12 protein-coding genes are annotated in these 16,265 nt (G+C 66.9%); 8 read left to right on the top strand and 4 right to left on the bottom strand.

The annotated features are described in order from the left end of the window. Window position 1: 1 nt before the first annotated feature. Both KVF90_RS07440 and KVF90_RS07435 read right to left on the bottom strand, forming a co-directional pair. The gene (locus KVF90_RS07440) at window positions 2–1,006 is read right to left on the bottom strand and encodes a LacI family DNA-binding transcriptional regulator (RefSeq protein WP_264394213.1); all 1,005 of its coding nucleotides are present in this window, start codon (window positions 1,004–1,006) and stop codon (window positions 2–4) included. Then, window positions 1,003–2,991 (bottom strand): alpha-glucosidase, encoded by a 1,989-nt coding sequence (locus tag KVF90_RS07435; RefSeq protein WP_264394212.1) that lies wholly within the window; start codon window positions 2,989–2,991, stop codon window positions 1,003–1,005. Before KVF90_RS07435 ends, KVF90_RS07440 begins: the two co-directional genes overlap by 4 nt. Window positions 2,992–3,155: 164 nt before the next feature. Here KVF90_RS07435 and KVF90_RS07430 point away from each other — a divergent pair, with 164 nt between their 5' ends. From KVF90_RS07430 to KVF90_RS07395, 8 genes are all read left to right on the top strand, one after another. Further along, entirely contained in the window at window positions 3,156–5,468 is a 2,313-nt protein-coding gene (locus KVF90_RS07430) for a TonB-dependent receptor (protein ID WP_264394211.1), read from the top strand. Between the two features lie 93 nt (window positions 5,469–5,561). Further along, the gene (locus tag KVF90_RS07425; protein ID WP_264394210.1) at window positions 5,562–6,827 is read left to right on the top strand and encodes an MFS transporter; all 1,266 of its coding nucleotides are present in this window, start codon (window positions 5,562–5,564) and stop codon (window positions 6,825–6,827) included. A gap of 107 nt (window positions 6,828–6,934) precedes the next feature. Continuing rightward, the gene (locus KVF90_RS07420) at window positions 6,935–8,029 is read left to right on the top strand and encodes a YeiH family protein (RefSeq protein WP_264394209.1); all 1,095 of its coding nucleotides are present in this window, start codon (window positions 6,935–6,937) and stop codon (window positions 8,027–8,029) included. Next, window positions 8,017–9,519, top strand: a complete 1,503-nt coding sequence (locus KVF90_RS07415) for a glycerol-3-phosphate dehydrogenase (protein ID WP_264394208.1) — start codon at window positions 8,017–8,019, stop codon at window positions 9,517–9,519. The genes KVF90_RS07420 and KVF90_RS07415 overlap by 13 nt, the downstream gene beginning before the upstream one ends. Next, window positions 9,516–10,088, top strand: coding sequence for an NADPH-dependent FMN reductase (locus tag KVF90_RS07410; RefSeq protein ID WP_264394207.1), 573 nt, complete (start codon window positions 9,516–9,518; stop codon window positions 10,086–10,088). The genes KVF90_RS07415 and KVF90_RS07410 overlap by 4 nt, the downstream gene beginning before the upstream one ends. Continuing rightward, window positions 10,085–10,699, top strand: coding sequence for a 3,4-dihydroxy-2-butanone-4-phosphate synthase (ribB, locus tag KVF90_RS07405; protein ID WP_264394206.1), 615 nt, complete (start codon window positions 10,085–10,087; stop codon window positions 10,697–10,699). Before KVF90_RS07410 ends, ribB begins: the two co-directional genes overlap by 4 nt. Next, window positions 10,696–11,904 carry a molybdopterin-dependent oxidoreductase gene (locus KVF90_RS07400; RefSeq protein ID WP_264394205.1) on the top strand — a complete coding sequence of 403 codons (1,209 nt, stop codon included), beginning with the start codon at window positions 10,696–10,698 and terminating at the stop codon, window positions 11,902–11,904. The genes ribB and KVF90_RS07400 overlap by 4 nt, the downstream gene beginning before the upstream one ends. Then, window positions 11,901–12,224, top strand: coding sequence for a cytochrome c (locus tag KVF90_RS07395; RefSeq protein WP_264394204.1), 324 nt, complete (start codon window positions 11,901–11,903; stop codon window positions 12,222–12,224). Before KVF90_RS07400 ends, KVF90_RS07395 begins: the two co-directional genes overlap by 4 nt. Window positions 12,225–12,318: 94 nt before the next feature. Here the strand turns inward: KVF90_RS07395 and KVF90_RS07390 are convergent, their stop codons facing one another. Both KVF90_RS07390 and KVF90_RS07385 read right to left on the bottom strand, forming a co-directional pair. Then, entirely contained in the window at window positions 12,319–13,035 is a 717-nt protein-coding gene (locus KVF90_RS07390) for a hypothetical protein (RefSeq protein ID WP_264394203.1), read from the bottom strand. 74 nt (window positions 13,036–13,109) lie between these two features. Further along, the gene (locus KVF90_RS07385) at window positions 13,110–16,244 is read right to left on the bottom strand and encodes an autotransporter domain-containing protein (protein ID WP_264394202.1); all 3,135 of its coding nucleotides are present in this window, start codon (window positions 16,242–16,244) and stop codon (window positions 13,110–13,112) included. Window positions 16,245–16,265: the final 21 nt, after the last annotated feature.

Genomic DNA, 16,265 nt, shown 5'->3' with positions numbered 1-16,265 from the left:
ATCAGTTCCTCTTTGGCGGAGCGACCGAAGCGCGCTCGACAAGGTCGTGGGGCAGGCGTTTGTGGGTGATGTCCCCGCCTGCAATCAGGATTTGCGTCGCCGTGCGGGCGAGGTCCGCCATCGGCTGGCGAATGGTGGTGAGCGGCGGCCAGACGGTGCGCGCCAGCGTGGTATCGTCGAAGCCTGCGACCGAAAGATCGCCCGGCACGTTGATGCCGCGATCATGCGCCACCGCAAGCACACCGGCGGCCATATCGTCGTTCGAGGCGAAAATTGCGGTGGGACGGTCGGGCTGGTCGAGCAGCGCGCGGGCACCCGCCACCCCGGAATCGAAATCGAACTCGCCATCGACCACCATCTGCGGCTCGAACGGGATGCCCACGCGGTCGAGCGCGCGGCGGTATCCGAACAGGCGGTCGTCGGAGGCCATGTGATTGGTGTGGCCCTTGATGAACCCGATGCGGCGGTGGCCCGCATTGATGAGGTGGGTGGTCATGTCGTCGGCGGCCTGCGCGTCGTCCATGAACACGCTGGAGGTCAGCGCGTGGTTCGTCCCCGGCGAAATCCGCACGAAGGGCACGTCCATCGTCTCGAGCGCGCGCAGCACGGAGTCGCAATCGGTGACGGGGGAGGACAGGATGATGCCATCGACATGCGTCTCGCTCACCAGCCCGCGCACCTGATCGCCGACGCGCGGATCGGCGACGTCCACCGGCTGGGCAAGCAGGCGGATGCCGTTTTCGTGGCACACCTCCCAGCAGCCCTTCTGGATCTGGAACATGTAATAGGGGCTGTGATTGTCGTAGATCAGCGCGACCTGATTGGACTTCGCGCCCGAAAGGATGCGGGCCGCGACCGAGGGACGGTAATCGAGATCGGCCATCGCCGTTTCGACCCGCGCGCGCAGTTCGGCGCTGACATAGGGGTGGCCGTTGAGCACACGGCTGACGGTCTTTACCGCCACACCCGCGCGGGCGGCGACATCACGGATGTTGGCGCGGCTCATGCGGCCAAACTCGCGAACAGGGGCGCAAAGGTGCTGCCCGGGCGGTAGAAGACCGGCGGCTTGCCGATGGGCGCGGTCACATCATGCCAGCCGGGGGCGTAGCCCTGCCCGCTCCACAAATGCCGCCAGTTGCCCTCCGGCAGATAGACTTTGCGCATAACCGCCCCCGCTTCGATCACCGGTGCCACCATCATGTCCCCGCCATAGAGGTACTGGTCCTGAATGGTGAAGGTTTCCCGGTCATCCGGATAGTGGAGGAACAGCGCACGTTGTGCCGGAAGGCCAGTGGCCTGCGCTTCTGCAACAAGGTGCCGGACATAGGGCGCAAGCATCGCGTGCACCCGGCTCCAGCGGACGAAGCCGTCGATCAGCTCGCTGGTGGAATCGATCTGGAGATTGTCGTCCGGGCGGTTGCCCTCGTGCGTGCGCATCACCGGGCTGAAGGCGCCCAGTTCATACCAGCGCAGCATCAGTTCCGGCGTGCGGACATTGCCGAACAGGCTGGTGTATCCGCCGACGTCCGAGTGGCTGAAGGCATTGCCGACAAGGCCGGATGACAGCGCGGCGGTGATGACTGTGCCGATGCCGTCATGGCGGCTGAAATCGACCGACTGGTCGCCTGCCCACAGCAAAGGGCAATGCGCCTGCACGCCGGTATGCCCTGCGCGCATGAACCACAGGACATCGCCGGTCCGCCCGCGTGAGGCGACAGCGCGGGCGTTGACCTCGGCCCAGCGCACCGGCCAGCGGTTGTGCTCCTGCATCGGATCGCCATCATGCAGGCGCAGGTCGGTGGGGAGATATTCGCCGAAATCGGCCATCCACCCGTCGAGCCCGAAATCGAGCATCCGCTTGCCGATCACCTCCTCGGCAAACCACTCGGCAGCGGCGGGGTTGGTGAAGTCGACCACGCCCGCATAAAACTCGCCGAAATCGACGGCATAGGGTTCATCGCTGTCGAGGCACTTGGCGAAATAGCCCTTGGCCGCAGCCTCGGGATACAGCGGGCCATCGACCGCGAGGTAGGGGTTCACATAGCCGAGGAAGCGGATGCCGCGCGCCTTCAGGCTGGCGATGCGGTCGGGAAGATCGGGATAACGGTCCGCGTTCCACTGCCAGTCCCAGAACAACCGGCGGCCAAAGCTGGTCTCGCGGATGCCGACCCAGTCCTCGCACCACAAGCCGCTGACCGTCGCGCCTGCATCGATCAGCGCTTCGAGCCGGTCGAAACTCGCCTCGCCCTGCTTGAGCCCGACCACCGCCCCGCCCAGCGCCCATTCGGGCAAGGCGTGGCGCGGGCCGAAGCGGGCGCCCAGCTGGCGGGTCAAATCGGCGGGCGCGCCTTCGAACAGGTCGATCGCAACCTTGCCCGACCACACGTGAACACGCAGCCGCCCGGCCTCGCTCGCGTCCAGTTCCAAATATTCGGCATTGGCAAGGCTGATCGCCCAGCCGCCCGAACACAGCACGGTGGGTTCGGGATAATTGGTCGTCCAGTAGTCCCCGCCCGCGAAGGAGCCATCCGCGCTCGCCTGATCGGTCAGGTGCGTGCCGGGTTCGCGCCCTACGCCGGGCTCGCTGGTCCAGATCGGGAAGTTGCGGCCATTGAGGGTGAGATAGCTCATCTGCTCGCCCCCGCCCCACAGCACGTCATCGGCGGCAAGCGAGAGGTCGATCGTGATGCGGTCGTGCCCCGAAAGCGCCTCGACCACCAGCTGCGATGCAGCGGGCGCAAGCGTCACCGCCACTTGGGCGCTGCCATCGCCGTTCGAGAGGGTAACGCCCCCGCTTGAATCGCGATTGCTGCCGGTGAGTGGCGCTGCTGCCACAGGGCTATCGGAAAGGCGGAAATTCCCGCGCACCATCACCACGTCCGGATTGCCCGAAGCCACGGAAATCGCGGTTGAATTCTGGTCATGGCGAAGGATCGTGCGGCCCGCCAGCCGCAGGTCAAATCCCCCCTCTGTCGCCTCCAGATGCGCCATTCCCGCCTGTCATCTCTCCGCCGGGCTGTCCCTTGGCCCGTTCTGACACCGCTTGACAGAATGAGACAGAAAGCGCAACCCGATGGTCCAAAGATCGACCGCACGGGCGATGATCTGAGATATCGCCCGAAAGAGTTGATCACGACGCAGGGGAGAGAAATACCATGTCTGCCACCACCCGTTTTGCGCTTAAGTCGCTTGCCCTTTCCGCCAGTTCGCTGGCGCTGCTCTACACCGCGCCGGCCATGGCGCAGGTCGAAGAAATCGTCGTAACCGCCCAGAAGGTCGAGGAAAACGTCCAGGACGTACCCATCGCGATCTCTGCGGTTTCGGGTGACCGGCTTGAACAGGCGGTGGTCTTCAGCCTTGAAAACATCAGCACCGTCATCCCCTCGGTGACCTTCCGCAAGGGCACCACCAGCGCCAACAGCGCGATCGTGATGCGCGGCGTCGGCACCATCAGCTTCTCGGTCGCGGCCGAACCTTCTGTGTCCACCGTTGTCGACGGCGTCGTTCTGTCCCGTTCGGGTCAGGCCTTCATGGATATCGTCGATCTGGAGCGGCTTGAAGTGCTGCGCGGCCCGCAGGGCACGCTGTTCGGCCGCAACGCCTCGGCCGGTCTGGTCAACATCGTCTCCAAGGGCGGCACCGACACCCTTGAAGCCGAAGCCAGTGCCGACTGGTTCGAAGGCGAGGAATACCGCCTGCGCGCCGCGATCTCCGGCCCGATTGCCGAAAACCTTAGCGCCCGCCTGACCGGCTTCTACGGCAGCTTTGATGGCAACATCACCAACATCAACGGCGGCCGCAACAACACCGTCAATGGTTACGAACGCTACGGCGTGCGCGGGATCATGGATTATGACGACGGCGCCAATGCCGTTCGCCTGATCGCCGATTACTACCAGGCCGATGATGATTGCTGCGCCGACGTCACCGGCGCCAGCCGCGGCAATGCGGCGCAGGATGCCGAACTGGGCCTGCCCGGCGGTCCGGCACAGGGTGAAAACCAGCGCTTCATCAACCACAACCTCGTCACCAGCACCGAAGACAAGCAGTGGAGCCTGACCGGCACCGGCGATTTCGAGATCACCGATACCCACACGCTCAGCGTCGTCCTCGGCTATCGCAACTGGTTCAACCGCGAACTGCGCGAAGGCGACTTCCTGCCGCGCGCGATCGTCGGCGTGGGTGAGCTTCACGATACCGGCGTGGTCAAGACCGAGCAGGTCTCGGCCGAAATCCGTATCGCATCCGATCAGACCAAACCGTTCTTCTATCAGGCGGGCGTTTTCGCCTGGCAGTCGGACAACACGCAGGACTTCACCCGCAACAACGTGACCTGTGCGTCATCGACCCTGCCGGTCGCCGCCAGCGGTGCGCGTCCGTGCAACCTGAGCGATACGGTCAACACCATCTTCCCGTCCGCCACCTCGCGCAGCGAAGTGCGTTCGGTGAACTACGCGATCTTCAGCCAGGCGACCTATCGCATCACCGAGCAGCTCTCGCTGACTGGCGGTCTGCGTTACACCTGGGATGATCTGTCGTTCAGCCACACCCGCGCACCGGCGGTCAACCGCACCACCGGCCTGCCCGCAACCGGCCCCGGCACCAACGGCAACCCGGCTGGCGGTCTTGTCGCCAACGGCGGCAACGGCACCAACACCAGCCGCGGCGAAACCACCAACGGCAACCTTTCGGGCCGCGCCGTGCTGCAGTTCCAGCCGACCGACGACCTGATGTTCTACGGGTCCTACACCCGCGGCTACAAGGGTCCGGCGTTCAACGTGTTCTTCAACCACACCGCGCCGAACAACGCCCGCCCGATCGACGAGGAGCTGTCCGACAGCTTCGAAATCGGGGCCAAGACCCAGTTCCTCGATAACCGCGTGCAGCTCAACGTCGCGGCCTTCTCGGTCGAATACAAGGGCTTCCAGGCCAACAATTTCGTGCTGATCAACGGCGCGACGGTTTCGAACCTGACCAACGCCGGGACGGTCAAGAGCGAAGGTTTCGAAGCCGACCTGATCGTCAACCCGATCGACGGGCTGAACCTGCGGGCGAGCGCGGCCTATGCCGATGCCCGCGTCAAGGAGTTCAACCCCAACCCGCTGACCAACGCGCCGAGCGCGATCAACGGCACCCAGCTGCCGCTGGCGCCGAAGTTCGTCTACACCATCGGCGGTGACTACACGCGGGATCTGGGCGACGCTGCGGTGCTGTATCTCAACACCGATTACCGCCACACCAGCCGCCAGTTCTCGGACCTCGGCAATGTCGGCCCGATCGATCCCTATGGTATCTGGAACGCCTCGATCGGCTTCTCGGACCCCGAGGACAAGTACCGCGTGACCTTCCACGCCCGCAACATCACCGATGACAGCTACGTGCTGCTCAACATCGAAAACGGGCGCCGTTTGCAGATCCCGCGTGATGCCGACCGCTACTTCGGGGTGTCACTGCGCGCACGGATGTGATGGGGGCCTTAAGGTCGTCATGACAGGCGGGCCGTCGGAGCGATCCGGCGGCCCTTCTTGTATCCCACGCAGTCAAACCATAGGAACCCGTTGATGGCCGCGCACACTCCCTCGCCGATAACCGCTCGCCTGCGCTGGTCGCTGTTCACGGTGCTGTGCATCGCGGGGGTGTTCAACGCGATGGACCGCCCGATCATCGCCATCCTCAAGCCCGACATGATGGCGGACTTCGGCTGGACCGACAGCAATTTCGGCGATCTGGCCGCTGTCACGCAATTCTCCGCCGCGTTTGCCTTCCTGTTCACCGGCTGGCTGGTCGACCGGCTGGGCGTGAACCGTTCGATGCAGGTCGGCGCTTCGGCGTGGAGCCTTGCGGCGGTGGCCCACGGCTGGGCGCTGACAACGTGGCAGGTGGTGGCCGCGCGGGTCGGTCTTGGCGTGACAGAGGCGGTGCAGACCCCGCTCACCATCAAGACCGTCGCCAGCCTGTTCCCGCCGGACAAGCGCAGCTTCGCCTTCGGCTTTGCGACCATGCTGGCGGGCGCGGGGACGATTGCGATGCCCTTCCTTGTCCCGGCGCTGGCGCTCACCGTGGGCTGGCGCGGCGCGCTGGTCGCGGGCGGGATCGGCGGGTTCATCTCGCTGCTCGCGTGGATGTGGTTGGCGCGCGGCATCGCCCAGCTGCGCGAACGCACCGTCACCGCCTCTGCCGCCGACACGGCGAGCGGCGCGGCCTACGGCCCGATCCTCCTCAACCGCCAGACCTGGGCGATCGTCGTCGCCAAGGCGCTGTCCGACATGACCTGGTGGTTCATCAATTTCTGGCTGGCCGATTATTACCGCAAGGAATTCGGCCTGACGACGCTGGAGCTGGCGGTGCCGCTGGCGATTGCCTTTGCCGGATCGGGCCTCGGCGCGCTGCTGGCAGGCTGGGCTTCGACCCGGCTGCTGGAGCGCGGGTGGAGCCCCAACCGCGTACGCAAGGGGGTGATGCTGGTCTCGGCGCTGATCGTCACGCCGCTGCCGCTGGTGCTGGGGCTGAACTCCTTCTGGCCGGTGGCGGTGATGATCGGCGTGGTGATGGCCGGGCATCAGGGCTTCTCGCTCTCGATCTTCTCGACGATCACCGATGTCGTTCCCAATGCCAAGGTCGGGCGGGTGACCGCCTTCGGCGCCTTCATGGGCAATATGGGCGGGGTGGCGATCAGCCTGGTGACGGGGCGCGTGCTTGATGCCGGGTTCGGCTTTGTGCCGCTGTTCATCTTTGCCGCGGCGTCCTATCTGGTTGCGCTGGCGTGGTTCCAGTGGCTACTCCCCGATATCCGCCGTCCGGAGGAGCAAACCGATCCCTTCGATTGACCTGCGGCGGTTGCATTGGGAGGCGGTGCGCGGTAGGGCTGTGACACCGTGAGACACAAGCGAGGCCACAGGGGCTTTCGGCAGGCAATGGGCAGGGCTGAACCGGCATGAAGCGCAATGCGCGCCCCGATTTCGAGGCTTTCGCCGGCGACCTGTTCGGCGAGATCATGCTCGCCGACACCACCGCCGCAGCTGCTGCCAAGGCTGAACGCAAGCCGCTGTCGCGCTTCATCCCCGGCCTCGCCATTTGCGCCATTGCCGGTGCGGCGGCGGCGTGGCTTTCCCAGAACTATGGCGTGCCGGTGATCCTGGCGGGCCTGCTGATCGGCCTCGCCGTCAATTTCGCCGCCACCGACCCGCGCACGCATGACGGGCTCGACGCCGTATCGCGCCACGGCCTTCGCGCCGGGATCGTCCTGCTCGGCTTTCAGGTGACCGCCATGCAGGTCGCGGCGATGGGGATCGTCCCTTTCGCGGGCCTCGCGCTGGTGATGGCCGCTGCGCTCCTCGCCGCACTCGCTGCCGCGCGGGCGACGGGGCAGAACGCCGCGATCGGCATCCTCGGCGGCGGAGCGACCGCGATCTGCGGCGCATCGGCGGCGCTGGCGCTTTACGGGGTGATCGGAAGGGAGCGGATCGACCAGTCGCTGTTCACCCTGACGCTGGTGATCCTTGCCGCAGCGAGCGCCATTGCGCTCGTCACCTACCCGCCGCTCACCCAGATGCTCGGCTTCACCGATGCGCAGGCGGGCTTCCTTGTCGGCGCGTCGATCCATGACGTCGCGCAGGCAATCGGCGCGGGCTTTGCCGTGTCGGACGCGGCGGGTGCGCAGGCGACCGTGGTCAAGCTCACCCGCGTGGCGATGCTCGCCCCGCTGGTGACGCTCGCCGCCTTGTGGATCGCCCGCGTCCAGCCGCTCCCCGCAGGCGTGGGCCGCGCGCGGGTGCCGGTGCTGCCGGGCTTCATTCTCCTGTTCCTCGCGCTGGTCGGGGTGAACTCGCTCGTCACCCTGCCCGCCGATCTGGCCGGCCATGCGCTGACGCTTTCCAAGACCCTGCTGCTGCTCGCCGTCACCGCCACCGCGATGCGCACGCGCACTGACCTGCTGCTCGGCCTCGGCTGGCGGGCGGTGATGCCGGTGCTGGCCGCGACCATCGCCTCGCTGGTGGTCGCGCTCGCCTATGCGCAATGGGTGATCTGATGGCGCCGGTGTTCGACCTCGCGGTGATCGGGGGCGGCGTGAACGGCGCCGGGATCGCGCGCGATGCCGCCGGGCGCGGTGCGAAGGTGCTGCTGCTGGAGCGCGGCGATCTGGCCGAGGGGACATCGTCCAATTCCACCAAGCTGATCCACGGCGGGCTGCGCTATCTGGAGCATTACGAATTCGCTCTGGTGCGCGAGTCCCTCTCGGAACGCGAAGTGCTGTGGGGCATCGCGCCGCATATCATCTGGCCGCTGCGCTTCATCCTCCCCCACCGCCCCGGCCTGCGCCCGCGCTGGCTGCTGCGGCTGGGGCTGTTCCTCTACGACCATATTGGCGGCCGCAAGCGCCTGCCTTCTGCCGAGGGTGTCGACCTGTTGCACCACCCCGCAGGCGCGCCGCTCAAGCCGCAATACACCCGCGCCTTCGCCTATTCGGATGGCTGGGTGGATGATGCGCGGCTCGTCATCCTCAACGCCCGCGACGCGGCGGATCGCGGCGCGGAAGTGCGCACCCGCTGCGAGGTCACCGCGCTGACCCGCGAGGGCGACCTGTGGCACATCCATGCCGGGGCCGAGACATTCAAGGCGCGCGCCGTGGTCAACGCCGCAGGGCCGCGCGTGATCGACCTGCTCGGCCGCGCGGGCGAGCCGACCGCGCAGCGGATGCGGCTGGTGCGCGGATCGCACATCGTGGTGACAAAGCTGTTCGACCACGATTACGCCTATTTCTTCCAGCTCCCCGACGGGCGGATCTTCTTCGCGATCCCCTACGAGAGCGACTTCACCCTGATCGGCACCACCGATGTCGATCACAAGGCGGGGCTGGACGAGGTCAAGGCCAGCGCCGAGGAAATCGCCTACCTGTGCGAAGGCGCGAGCGAGTATTTCCGCACGCCCGTAACCCCCGCCGATGTCGTCTGGACCTATTCCGGCGTGCGCCCGCTGGTCGATGACGGCTCCGGCAAGCCCGAGGCGGCGACGCGAGGTTACCGTTTCGAACTGGACGGCGGGACGGACGGCACCGCGCCGCTATTGTCGGTGTTCGGCGGCAAGATCACCACCTACCGCCACCTTGCCGCCGAGGCGGTGGAGAGCCTCGCGCCCTTCCTTCCCACGCTCGCCGCAAGCGACTGGACCGGCAGCGCGCCGCTTCCCGGCGGCGATTTCGGCATGACCGAAGCGGCAGCGAAAATGCAGGAACTCGGCCAGCGCTACCCCTTCCTTTCCGCGCGCGAGGCCCAGCGGCTGATCCGTCTTTATGGCACCCGCGCCGCGACCTTCCTTGGCGCGGCGAAGACGGCCGCGGACCTCGGCGAGGACTTCGGCCACGGCCTAACCGCCGCCGAAGTCGATTATCTCGTCGCGCAGGAATGGGCGCGCACCGCCGACGACGTGCTATGGCGGCGCACCAAGTTGGGCCTGCATTTCACGCCGCAAGAAACCGCGCGGCTCGCCGCTTACATCACCGAAAGGACAACTCCCGCATGACCCGAATCGTAGCCCTTGGCGGCACGGTCAATCCCGGCTCCTCCACGGAGCAGGCGCTGCGCCTCGCCGCCAGCGTTGCCGCGGCCGAGGGTGCGGAGGTGACGGTCTTCGGCGGCGAATATCTGACCGCGCTGCCCCACTATCTCGGCCCGCTCCACGATCCCTCGCAAGGGGCAGAGATGGTCGCCGCGGTGCGCGAGGCCGATGGGCTGCTGGTCGCCGCCCCTGGCTATCACGGGACGATCTCCGGCGTGGTCAAGAACGCGCTCGATTACCTTGAAGACCTTGCGCGCGATGATCGCCCCTATCTCGATGGCCGCGCGGTCGGCCTGATCGCCACCGCCTTCGGCGATCAGGCGTCGATGAGCACGCTGCTGACCATGCGCGCCATCACCCATGCCCTGCGCGGCTGGCCGACCCCGATGGGCGCAACGATCCGCACCTATCGCGGGCTGTTCTCGCCCGATGGCGAATGCCTTGACGAGCGCGCACGCGGGCAGCTGGAACTGGTCGGCAAGCAGGTGGTGCTGGGCGCGAAGAGCTTCGCCGCCGGAAGGGCGCTGCCGTGACCGGCGGCGGTTTTGACGCGGCCTTGGCAGCGATTGCCGCCGGGCGGATCATCGTCATCGCGGGCGACCGGCTGCGCGGGGGCGATATCGACCTGATGATTGCCGCAAAGCATGTCACGCCCGAAGCGATCAACTTCATGGCCACCCACGGCCGCGGGCTGATCTGTCTGTCGGTCACGCCCGAGCGGGCCGAGCGGCTTGGCCTCAGCCTCGTCAACCCCGGCACCGCGCGCCAGACGGGGCGGCCCTTCGCCCGCTCGATCGAGGCGGCGCACGGCGTCTCCACCGGCATCTCCGCCGCCGACCGCGCGCATACCGTGCGCGTGGCGATTGCCGAGGGCGCGAGCAACGCCGACATCCACTCCCCCGGCCATGTCTTCCCGCTGATCGCGCGGGCGGGCGGCGTGCTGGAACGCCCCTCGGCCTGCGAGGCTTCGATTGACCTCGCGCGGTTGGCCGGTGCGGGCGATGCGGCGGTGATCTGTTCGATCATGCGCGACGATGGCGAGATGGCGCGGATCGACGACATTGGCGAGCTGATCGCCGCGCACGACCTCGCGGTGGCCGATATCGGCGCGCTGGTCGCCCGGCTTGAGGGCGCAGAGGCGTGAGCGACACGCGGCTCTCCCGCCGCGCGCTGATCGCGGGTGCGGGCGTTGGCGGGCTTGGGGCGGCGCTGGCGGCCCCGGCGCTGGCGCAGAAGCTGGTCGACCTCGGCCTGCCCGGCGGGCCGAGCCTCAGGCCGCTGGAACCTGCCTTCCCCGGCAAGGGCGAAATGATCGTCCAGCGCATCCGCCCGCCGCTGCTGGAAACGCCGATGGAGGTGTTCCGCGAAGGGATTATCACCCCCAACGACCGATTCTTCGTGCGCTGGAACTGGGACATGCCCACCGCGGTCAAGGCCGCCGATCACCGCGTGGCGGTGGGCGGTGCGGTCAAGCAGGCGGTGTCGCTGACGCTCGACGAGATCGCCTCTGCGGGCGAGACGGTCGAGGTGGTCGCGATCAACCAGTGCGCGGGCAATGGCCGGGGCCTTTCGGAACCGCGTGTGACCGGCACCCAGTGGGGCAACGGCGCGATGGGCTGCGCGAAGTGGACCGGGGTGCGGCTCAAGGACGTGCTCGCCAAGGCGGGTGTCGGCGCGGGCGCGAAACGCGTGCGCTTTGCCGGGCTTGATGTGCCGCTGACCGATGGCGCGCCGCAATTTATCAAGTCGATTCCGATGGATATCGCGATGCGCGATGATGTGCTGGTCGCCTGGGGGATGAACGACGCGCCGCTCTCGATCCTCCACGGCTTCCCCTTGCGGATCGTGGTGCCGGGGTGGTTCTCGACCTATTGGGTGAAGATGCTCGCCACCATCGAGGTGCTGACCGGCGAGGATGACAGCTATTACGTCGCGGATTCCTACCGGATGCCCGCGCAGCCCGTGACGCCCGAGGACAAAGACTTCCCCACCGTCCCGATCGAGGCGATGCCGCCGCGCGCTTTCATCACCAGCCATGCCGATGGCGCGGCCGTGGCGCGGGGCAAGCCGCTGGTGCTGGAAGGCATCGCGATGGGCGGGGATGCTGCGCTGGCCAAGGTCGATCTGGTCGGGAACGGGTGGGAACTGCCTTGCACGCTCGGCCCGGACGAAGGGCCCTACGCATTCCGCCGCTGGCAAGTCACCATCCCGCAAGTCACGGCGAATCTTGAACAAATCGGCGTTCGTGCGGCCAATGCGAAGGGCGCGGTGCAGCCTGAACAGCTCGTCTGGAACCCTTCCGGCTATGCCCGCAACGTCATCGAACGCATCACGCTGGTGGCACAATGAGAGGCGCTGTCCTCCTCCTCGCCCTGATGCTGGCCGGTTGCGACTCTGCACCGAAAGCCAGTTTCGCGGACGCGAGTATCGCCCTGCCCGATGATCCGATGAACTTGCCCGAAGGCCCCGGACGGCAAGCGGTGCTGGAGAACTGCACCGCCTGCCACTCACCTTCGACCATGCTCCAGCAGCCGAAGGTCAGCCGCGAGAAATGGGAGTCGATCGTCGGCAAGATGATCAAGCTCTACAAGGCTCCGGTCGACGAACAGGCGGTGCCGCAGATCGTCGATTACATGGTGCATGTGCAAGGCCAGCAAGCCGCCCGCTAAGGGCAATGTTCCACATGAAACATAGTGCCAAAACGAGGCTAAAGGGGGTCTAGGCGGGGTCTAACGGGGGTCTAGGCCCCGCACCGCCGCAGCCTCACCCTTCCAGCGGGCTGTTCGCCGGATCGCGCAACAGCGCCAGCGCGAGCCCTGCGATGGTCAGCGTCCGTGCCAACCCCTTGTCCGACGGATCTGTGAGGATCAGGCGCGGCCGGCCGTTGATCTCCACCGCACCGACCGGCTGCCCCGCCTGCTCGAAGACATAGCCGATCGGGCTCGCCAGTTCGAGCGGCGAGCCTGCGATCTTGTGCACCGAACTGATCTGCACAACCTCGCCCCCCAGCGCGATTTCGCCGCGCCGTTGGCGGCGGCTGAGATTATCGGCAAACCCGGTCTTCACCTCGTGCAATTCGAAGCGCGCGGGGAAGGCCTGCCCGTCAGCGGTGAAACGGCAGGCATAGGACATCGGCGCGGGGGTGAAGGACACCGCGCCCACCTCGACCACCCGCTCGCGCATCCGGCAATCGGCTTCGATGGTCCACGAAATCTCCGGGCCTTCCATGACGAAGCCGGCATGGCCGCGATTGGTGACGAGCGCATCGAACACCGCGAGCCGATCTTCCGAGCGCGTGAAGCTGCCCTGCCACGGACCGATGTAGAACCGCCCCTTGTCACCGCCGCCGCCCAGCCCTTCGATGGGCAGGGTCTGGCGCGGCTGCCCGGCCAGCGCAGGCGGTAAGCGCATTTCCGCGGGCGGCACAGCGCTGCATCCTGCGATAAGCAGCATGGCGGCAAGAAAGCTGTACTTTTTCATCCCATTGAAATCCGAAAGTGAAGGGGTGCCGGCCGGTCTTGCGGGGGGCACTAGCAACCGGCACCCCGCACGCATCACCAGCCGAGGCGGATGGATGCGCGCAAGCTGTAGCCGATCTGGCCGAACTGTTCTTCCAGTCCGACCTCCCCGGCAATCTTGTAACTCCCGTCCCCGCCCAGCGCGCGGGCGCGGGCGAACCAGCCGCCGTTGCGGCCTTCGGGATTGAGGGTGAATTGCGCGCCGGTGTTGTACCGTGCGCGGGTATCGCCGAGATCGCTGGTCAGCAGCTCGCGCCAGCCGCCTTCGGTCTCGAGCCGCAGCCAGCCGCGATCACGCGCCTGCATGCCCCACAGGTCGACCCCGAGCGCGACGCCGCCATTGATGCCGATTTCCTTGCTGGACCGCGCATCAACCGTCAGGTTCAGCGCGTTGCCGCCGCCGGTTTCGGTATAGCCATCTTCCTTCAGACGCAGATAATCGACCACCAGCGAGGGGCGGAAGAAGAAGAACCGGCCGCCGCCTTCGATCGAAACGCCGCCGGTCGCGGTGACGAAATCGCCGCTCCATTCGCGCAGGATCGTGTAATTGGCGGCGTTCGCCCCCGTCCCGCCCGAAAACACACGGCTGCCCGTATAGTCCGCCTTACCCGCACCGACGCGGGCGAAGCCCACCACCGGGCCGAACTTGCCGCGCCAGTGCGCACCGGCTTCGTAAGTGTCGCTCAGCACGGAATTGTCGATCGGGCCGTTCTTGTGCTTGTTCCACAGCCAGCTGCCGGTCACCCCGAAGGCGCCGGCCGAGGTAAGGTATTCCACCCCGCCGCGGAAGCCGAGGCCGGTGAGGTCAAAGGCCGCCGATTGCCCGCGATCCTTGTCGACATTCCAGTTGGCAAAATCGGCGATGATCCGGAACTTGCCTTCCTGATCGAAGGGCGAATCCGGGTCCATGAAGTGCCGGTCAAAGGCGCGCAGGCCCTGGCTCAGCCCTTCAAAGGTGCCGCCTGCGTGGTCGGGCAGGGTCTGCGCGACATAGGCCTGGAAAACGTCAGCGGTGTTGATCGCCAGGAACAGGTCGGCGACCTTGGTGTCCTTGGACAGCGCGGCGAACAGCGGGTCGAAGGCCGCCGCTTCCGAACGGTTGAGGCCCAGATCGGCGGTTGCCTTGCGGGTGATGGCGACGTTCACATTGTTGCCGCTCACCGCCAGCGCCGCCTTGTAGAGGAACGGCACGAGCGCGGAATCGGCGGTGAGGTTGCTCGCCCCAGCCAGGCTGCCTGCGGAAATCACGGTGTAATTGCCGACTGCGGTGTTGATGTCGGCCAGACGGATGCGGAGCTTGCTCCCCGTGCCGAAACTTGCCGCGCCGCTCACGGTGATGGCGGTGCTGGAGCCTGCCGCGCCGCCCAGCGTCGCGCCGATCACGCCGTTCGCGCCGACATCAAGGCTGGCGATGCTGGTCTGGCCCGTCAGCACCATGGTGCCGCTGCCAAGGCTGACCGCAACGTTCTGTGCGCCGGTCAGCCGTCCGCCGAATCCGGCCGTGTTGGCGAGGCTCAGCACGCCCGCACCGCCGCCGAAATCGACATTGCCGATCAGTGCCGCATCGCCGGTCATGATGAGGCGATTGGTGCCCCCGCCGAAGCTGACATTGCCGGTCACTGTGCCATCGGCCAGTTCGAGCAGGTCTGAACCGCTGCCGAAGCGGATGTCGCCGGTGATGGTGGGCGCGGTGACGCCTGCCGCAACCGCGGTCTGGCGGATGATGGAATCGCCGGTGCGCGCGCTGAGATCGATGGCGATATTGCGGGTCGAGGTCGCATCGGCCCCGGTCGCGCTGATTGCGCCGCTGTTCTCGACCAGGCCGAGCGTGCCCGAAAGGTCGCGGATGGCATAGGCGCTGCCGTCCTTGATGGTGGTGGCGTTGATCGTCCGCGAATTGCGCAGCACCGGCAGCGATGCGCCCGCGCCGATCAGCACGGCGGTTGCCGTTCCGGTGCCGGTGGTGCCGCTGACAGTCGCAGCGATCGTCCCGGCGTTGCGCAGTTCGGGCGTTGTGGCTCCGGCCGCGAATTCAAAGGCGGTGGCATTGGCCCCGCGCGATGCGCCGCCGATCTGGCCGTTGATCTGGATACCGTTGGCGATGCTGACGGCTCCGCCGCGTCCGCCGATCCGCATCCCCGTGCCGTTCACGCCCGCATAGACCCCGTCGCCGAGGATGGTGCCGGCCATGATGATGCCGAAGCCATTCGCGGTGCCCTGCGTCGCGCCGATGGTGGTGGCGGTGGTGCCGCCGATCTGCACCGCGGGGGCCGCGCCGTAGGAGATGATCCGGGTATTGCCTTCCTTGGAGTCCTCGATCCCGTCCTTGTCCTCGTCATTATCGGTGGCGACGGCGTCAGGCGGGGCAACCTCGAACACGATCCCGCGTGCGACATTGCCCTCGATCACCAAGGCGCTGCCGCCTTGCAGCAGATCGTCGGCGTCCAGCTTGGAGACGTCGGACGGGGCAGGCACGGTGCGGTAGCCGGTGGTGGTCAGGGTGCTCTGCACCCGCAGTGCGCCGCCGATATCGCCGCTCAGCACCGCGCCTTGCGTGTTCTGGCCGCGCGCGGTGATCTCGCCCGCAAGCCGGACATTGCCCGACACGCCGCCTAGCGCCACGCCGACGCTGTTGTTGCCGTTGATCGTGGTGCGACCCTCGATGGTGACATTGCCGGTGATCGGTGCCGAGGCACGGATGCCGGCGGAATTGTTGCCTTCGACGACGATCGTGCCGGTGTGGCTGAGGTTGCCGGTCAGCGCGCCGTCTATGCGGATCGCGGTGCGGCCCGTGCCGATCGCGAACGCCCCGTCGAGGTCGCCGTCATTGTCGCTGTCGGTCGCGGTGTAGGTCTCGTCGATGGTGATCGTGCCGGAATTGGTGATGTTGGCGGTGCGCGCACCGGTCACCAGAATGCCGGTGGCGTTGTCGGCATTGGCAATGGTGATGTTGCCTGCGTTGGTGACGGAGTTGTTGCTATCCACCGTCACCGCGGTGCCGGTGGACACGGTCACCGAACCGGCGCTTTCGATCCGCACGTCATTGGGCTGGCCGCTGTTCACGGTCGAAGTGACGACCGGCGTGGTGCGCGCGGTGTTGATGACGGTCTGCGCGGCAAGCGGCTGGGCAAAGGCGGCAAGCGCCGTTCCGGCAAGAAGCGTGCGGTTCATCGAGGGGATTCTCCTGGTCTT

Origin of the sequence: Porphyrobacter sp. ULC335 (genome assembly GCF_025917005.1) — a bacterium.
GTDB lineage: Bacteria > Pseudomonadota > Alphaproteobacteria > Sphingomonadales > Sphingomonadaceae > Erythrobacter.
The sequence above is the reverse complement of the archived record's forward strand: the minus strand, read 5'-3'. Positions and strand labels throughout refer to the sequence as shown.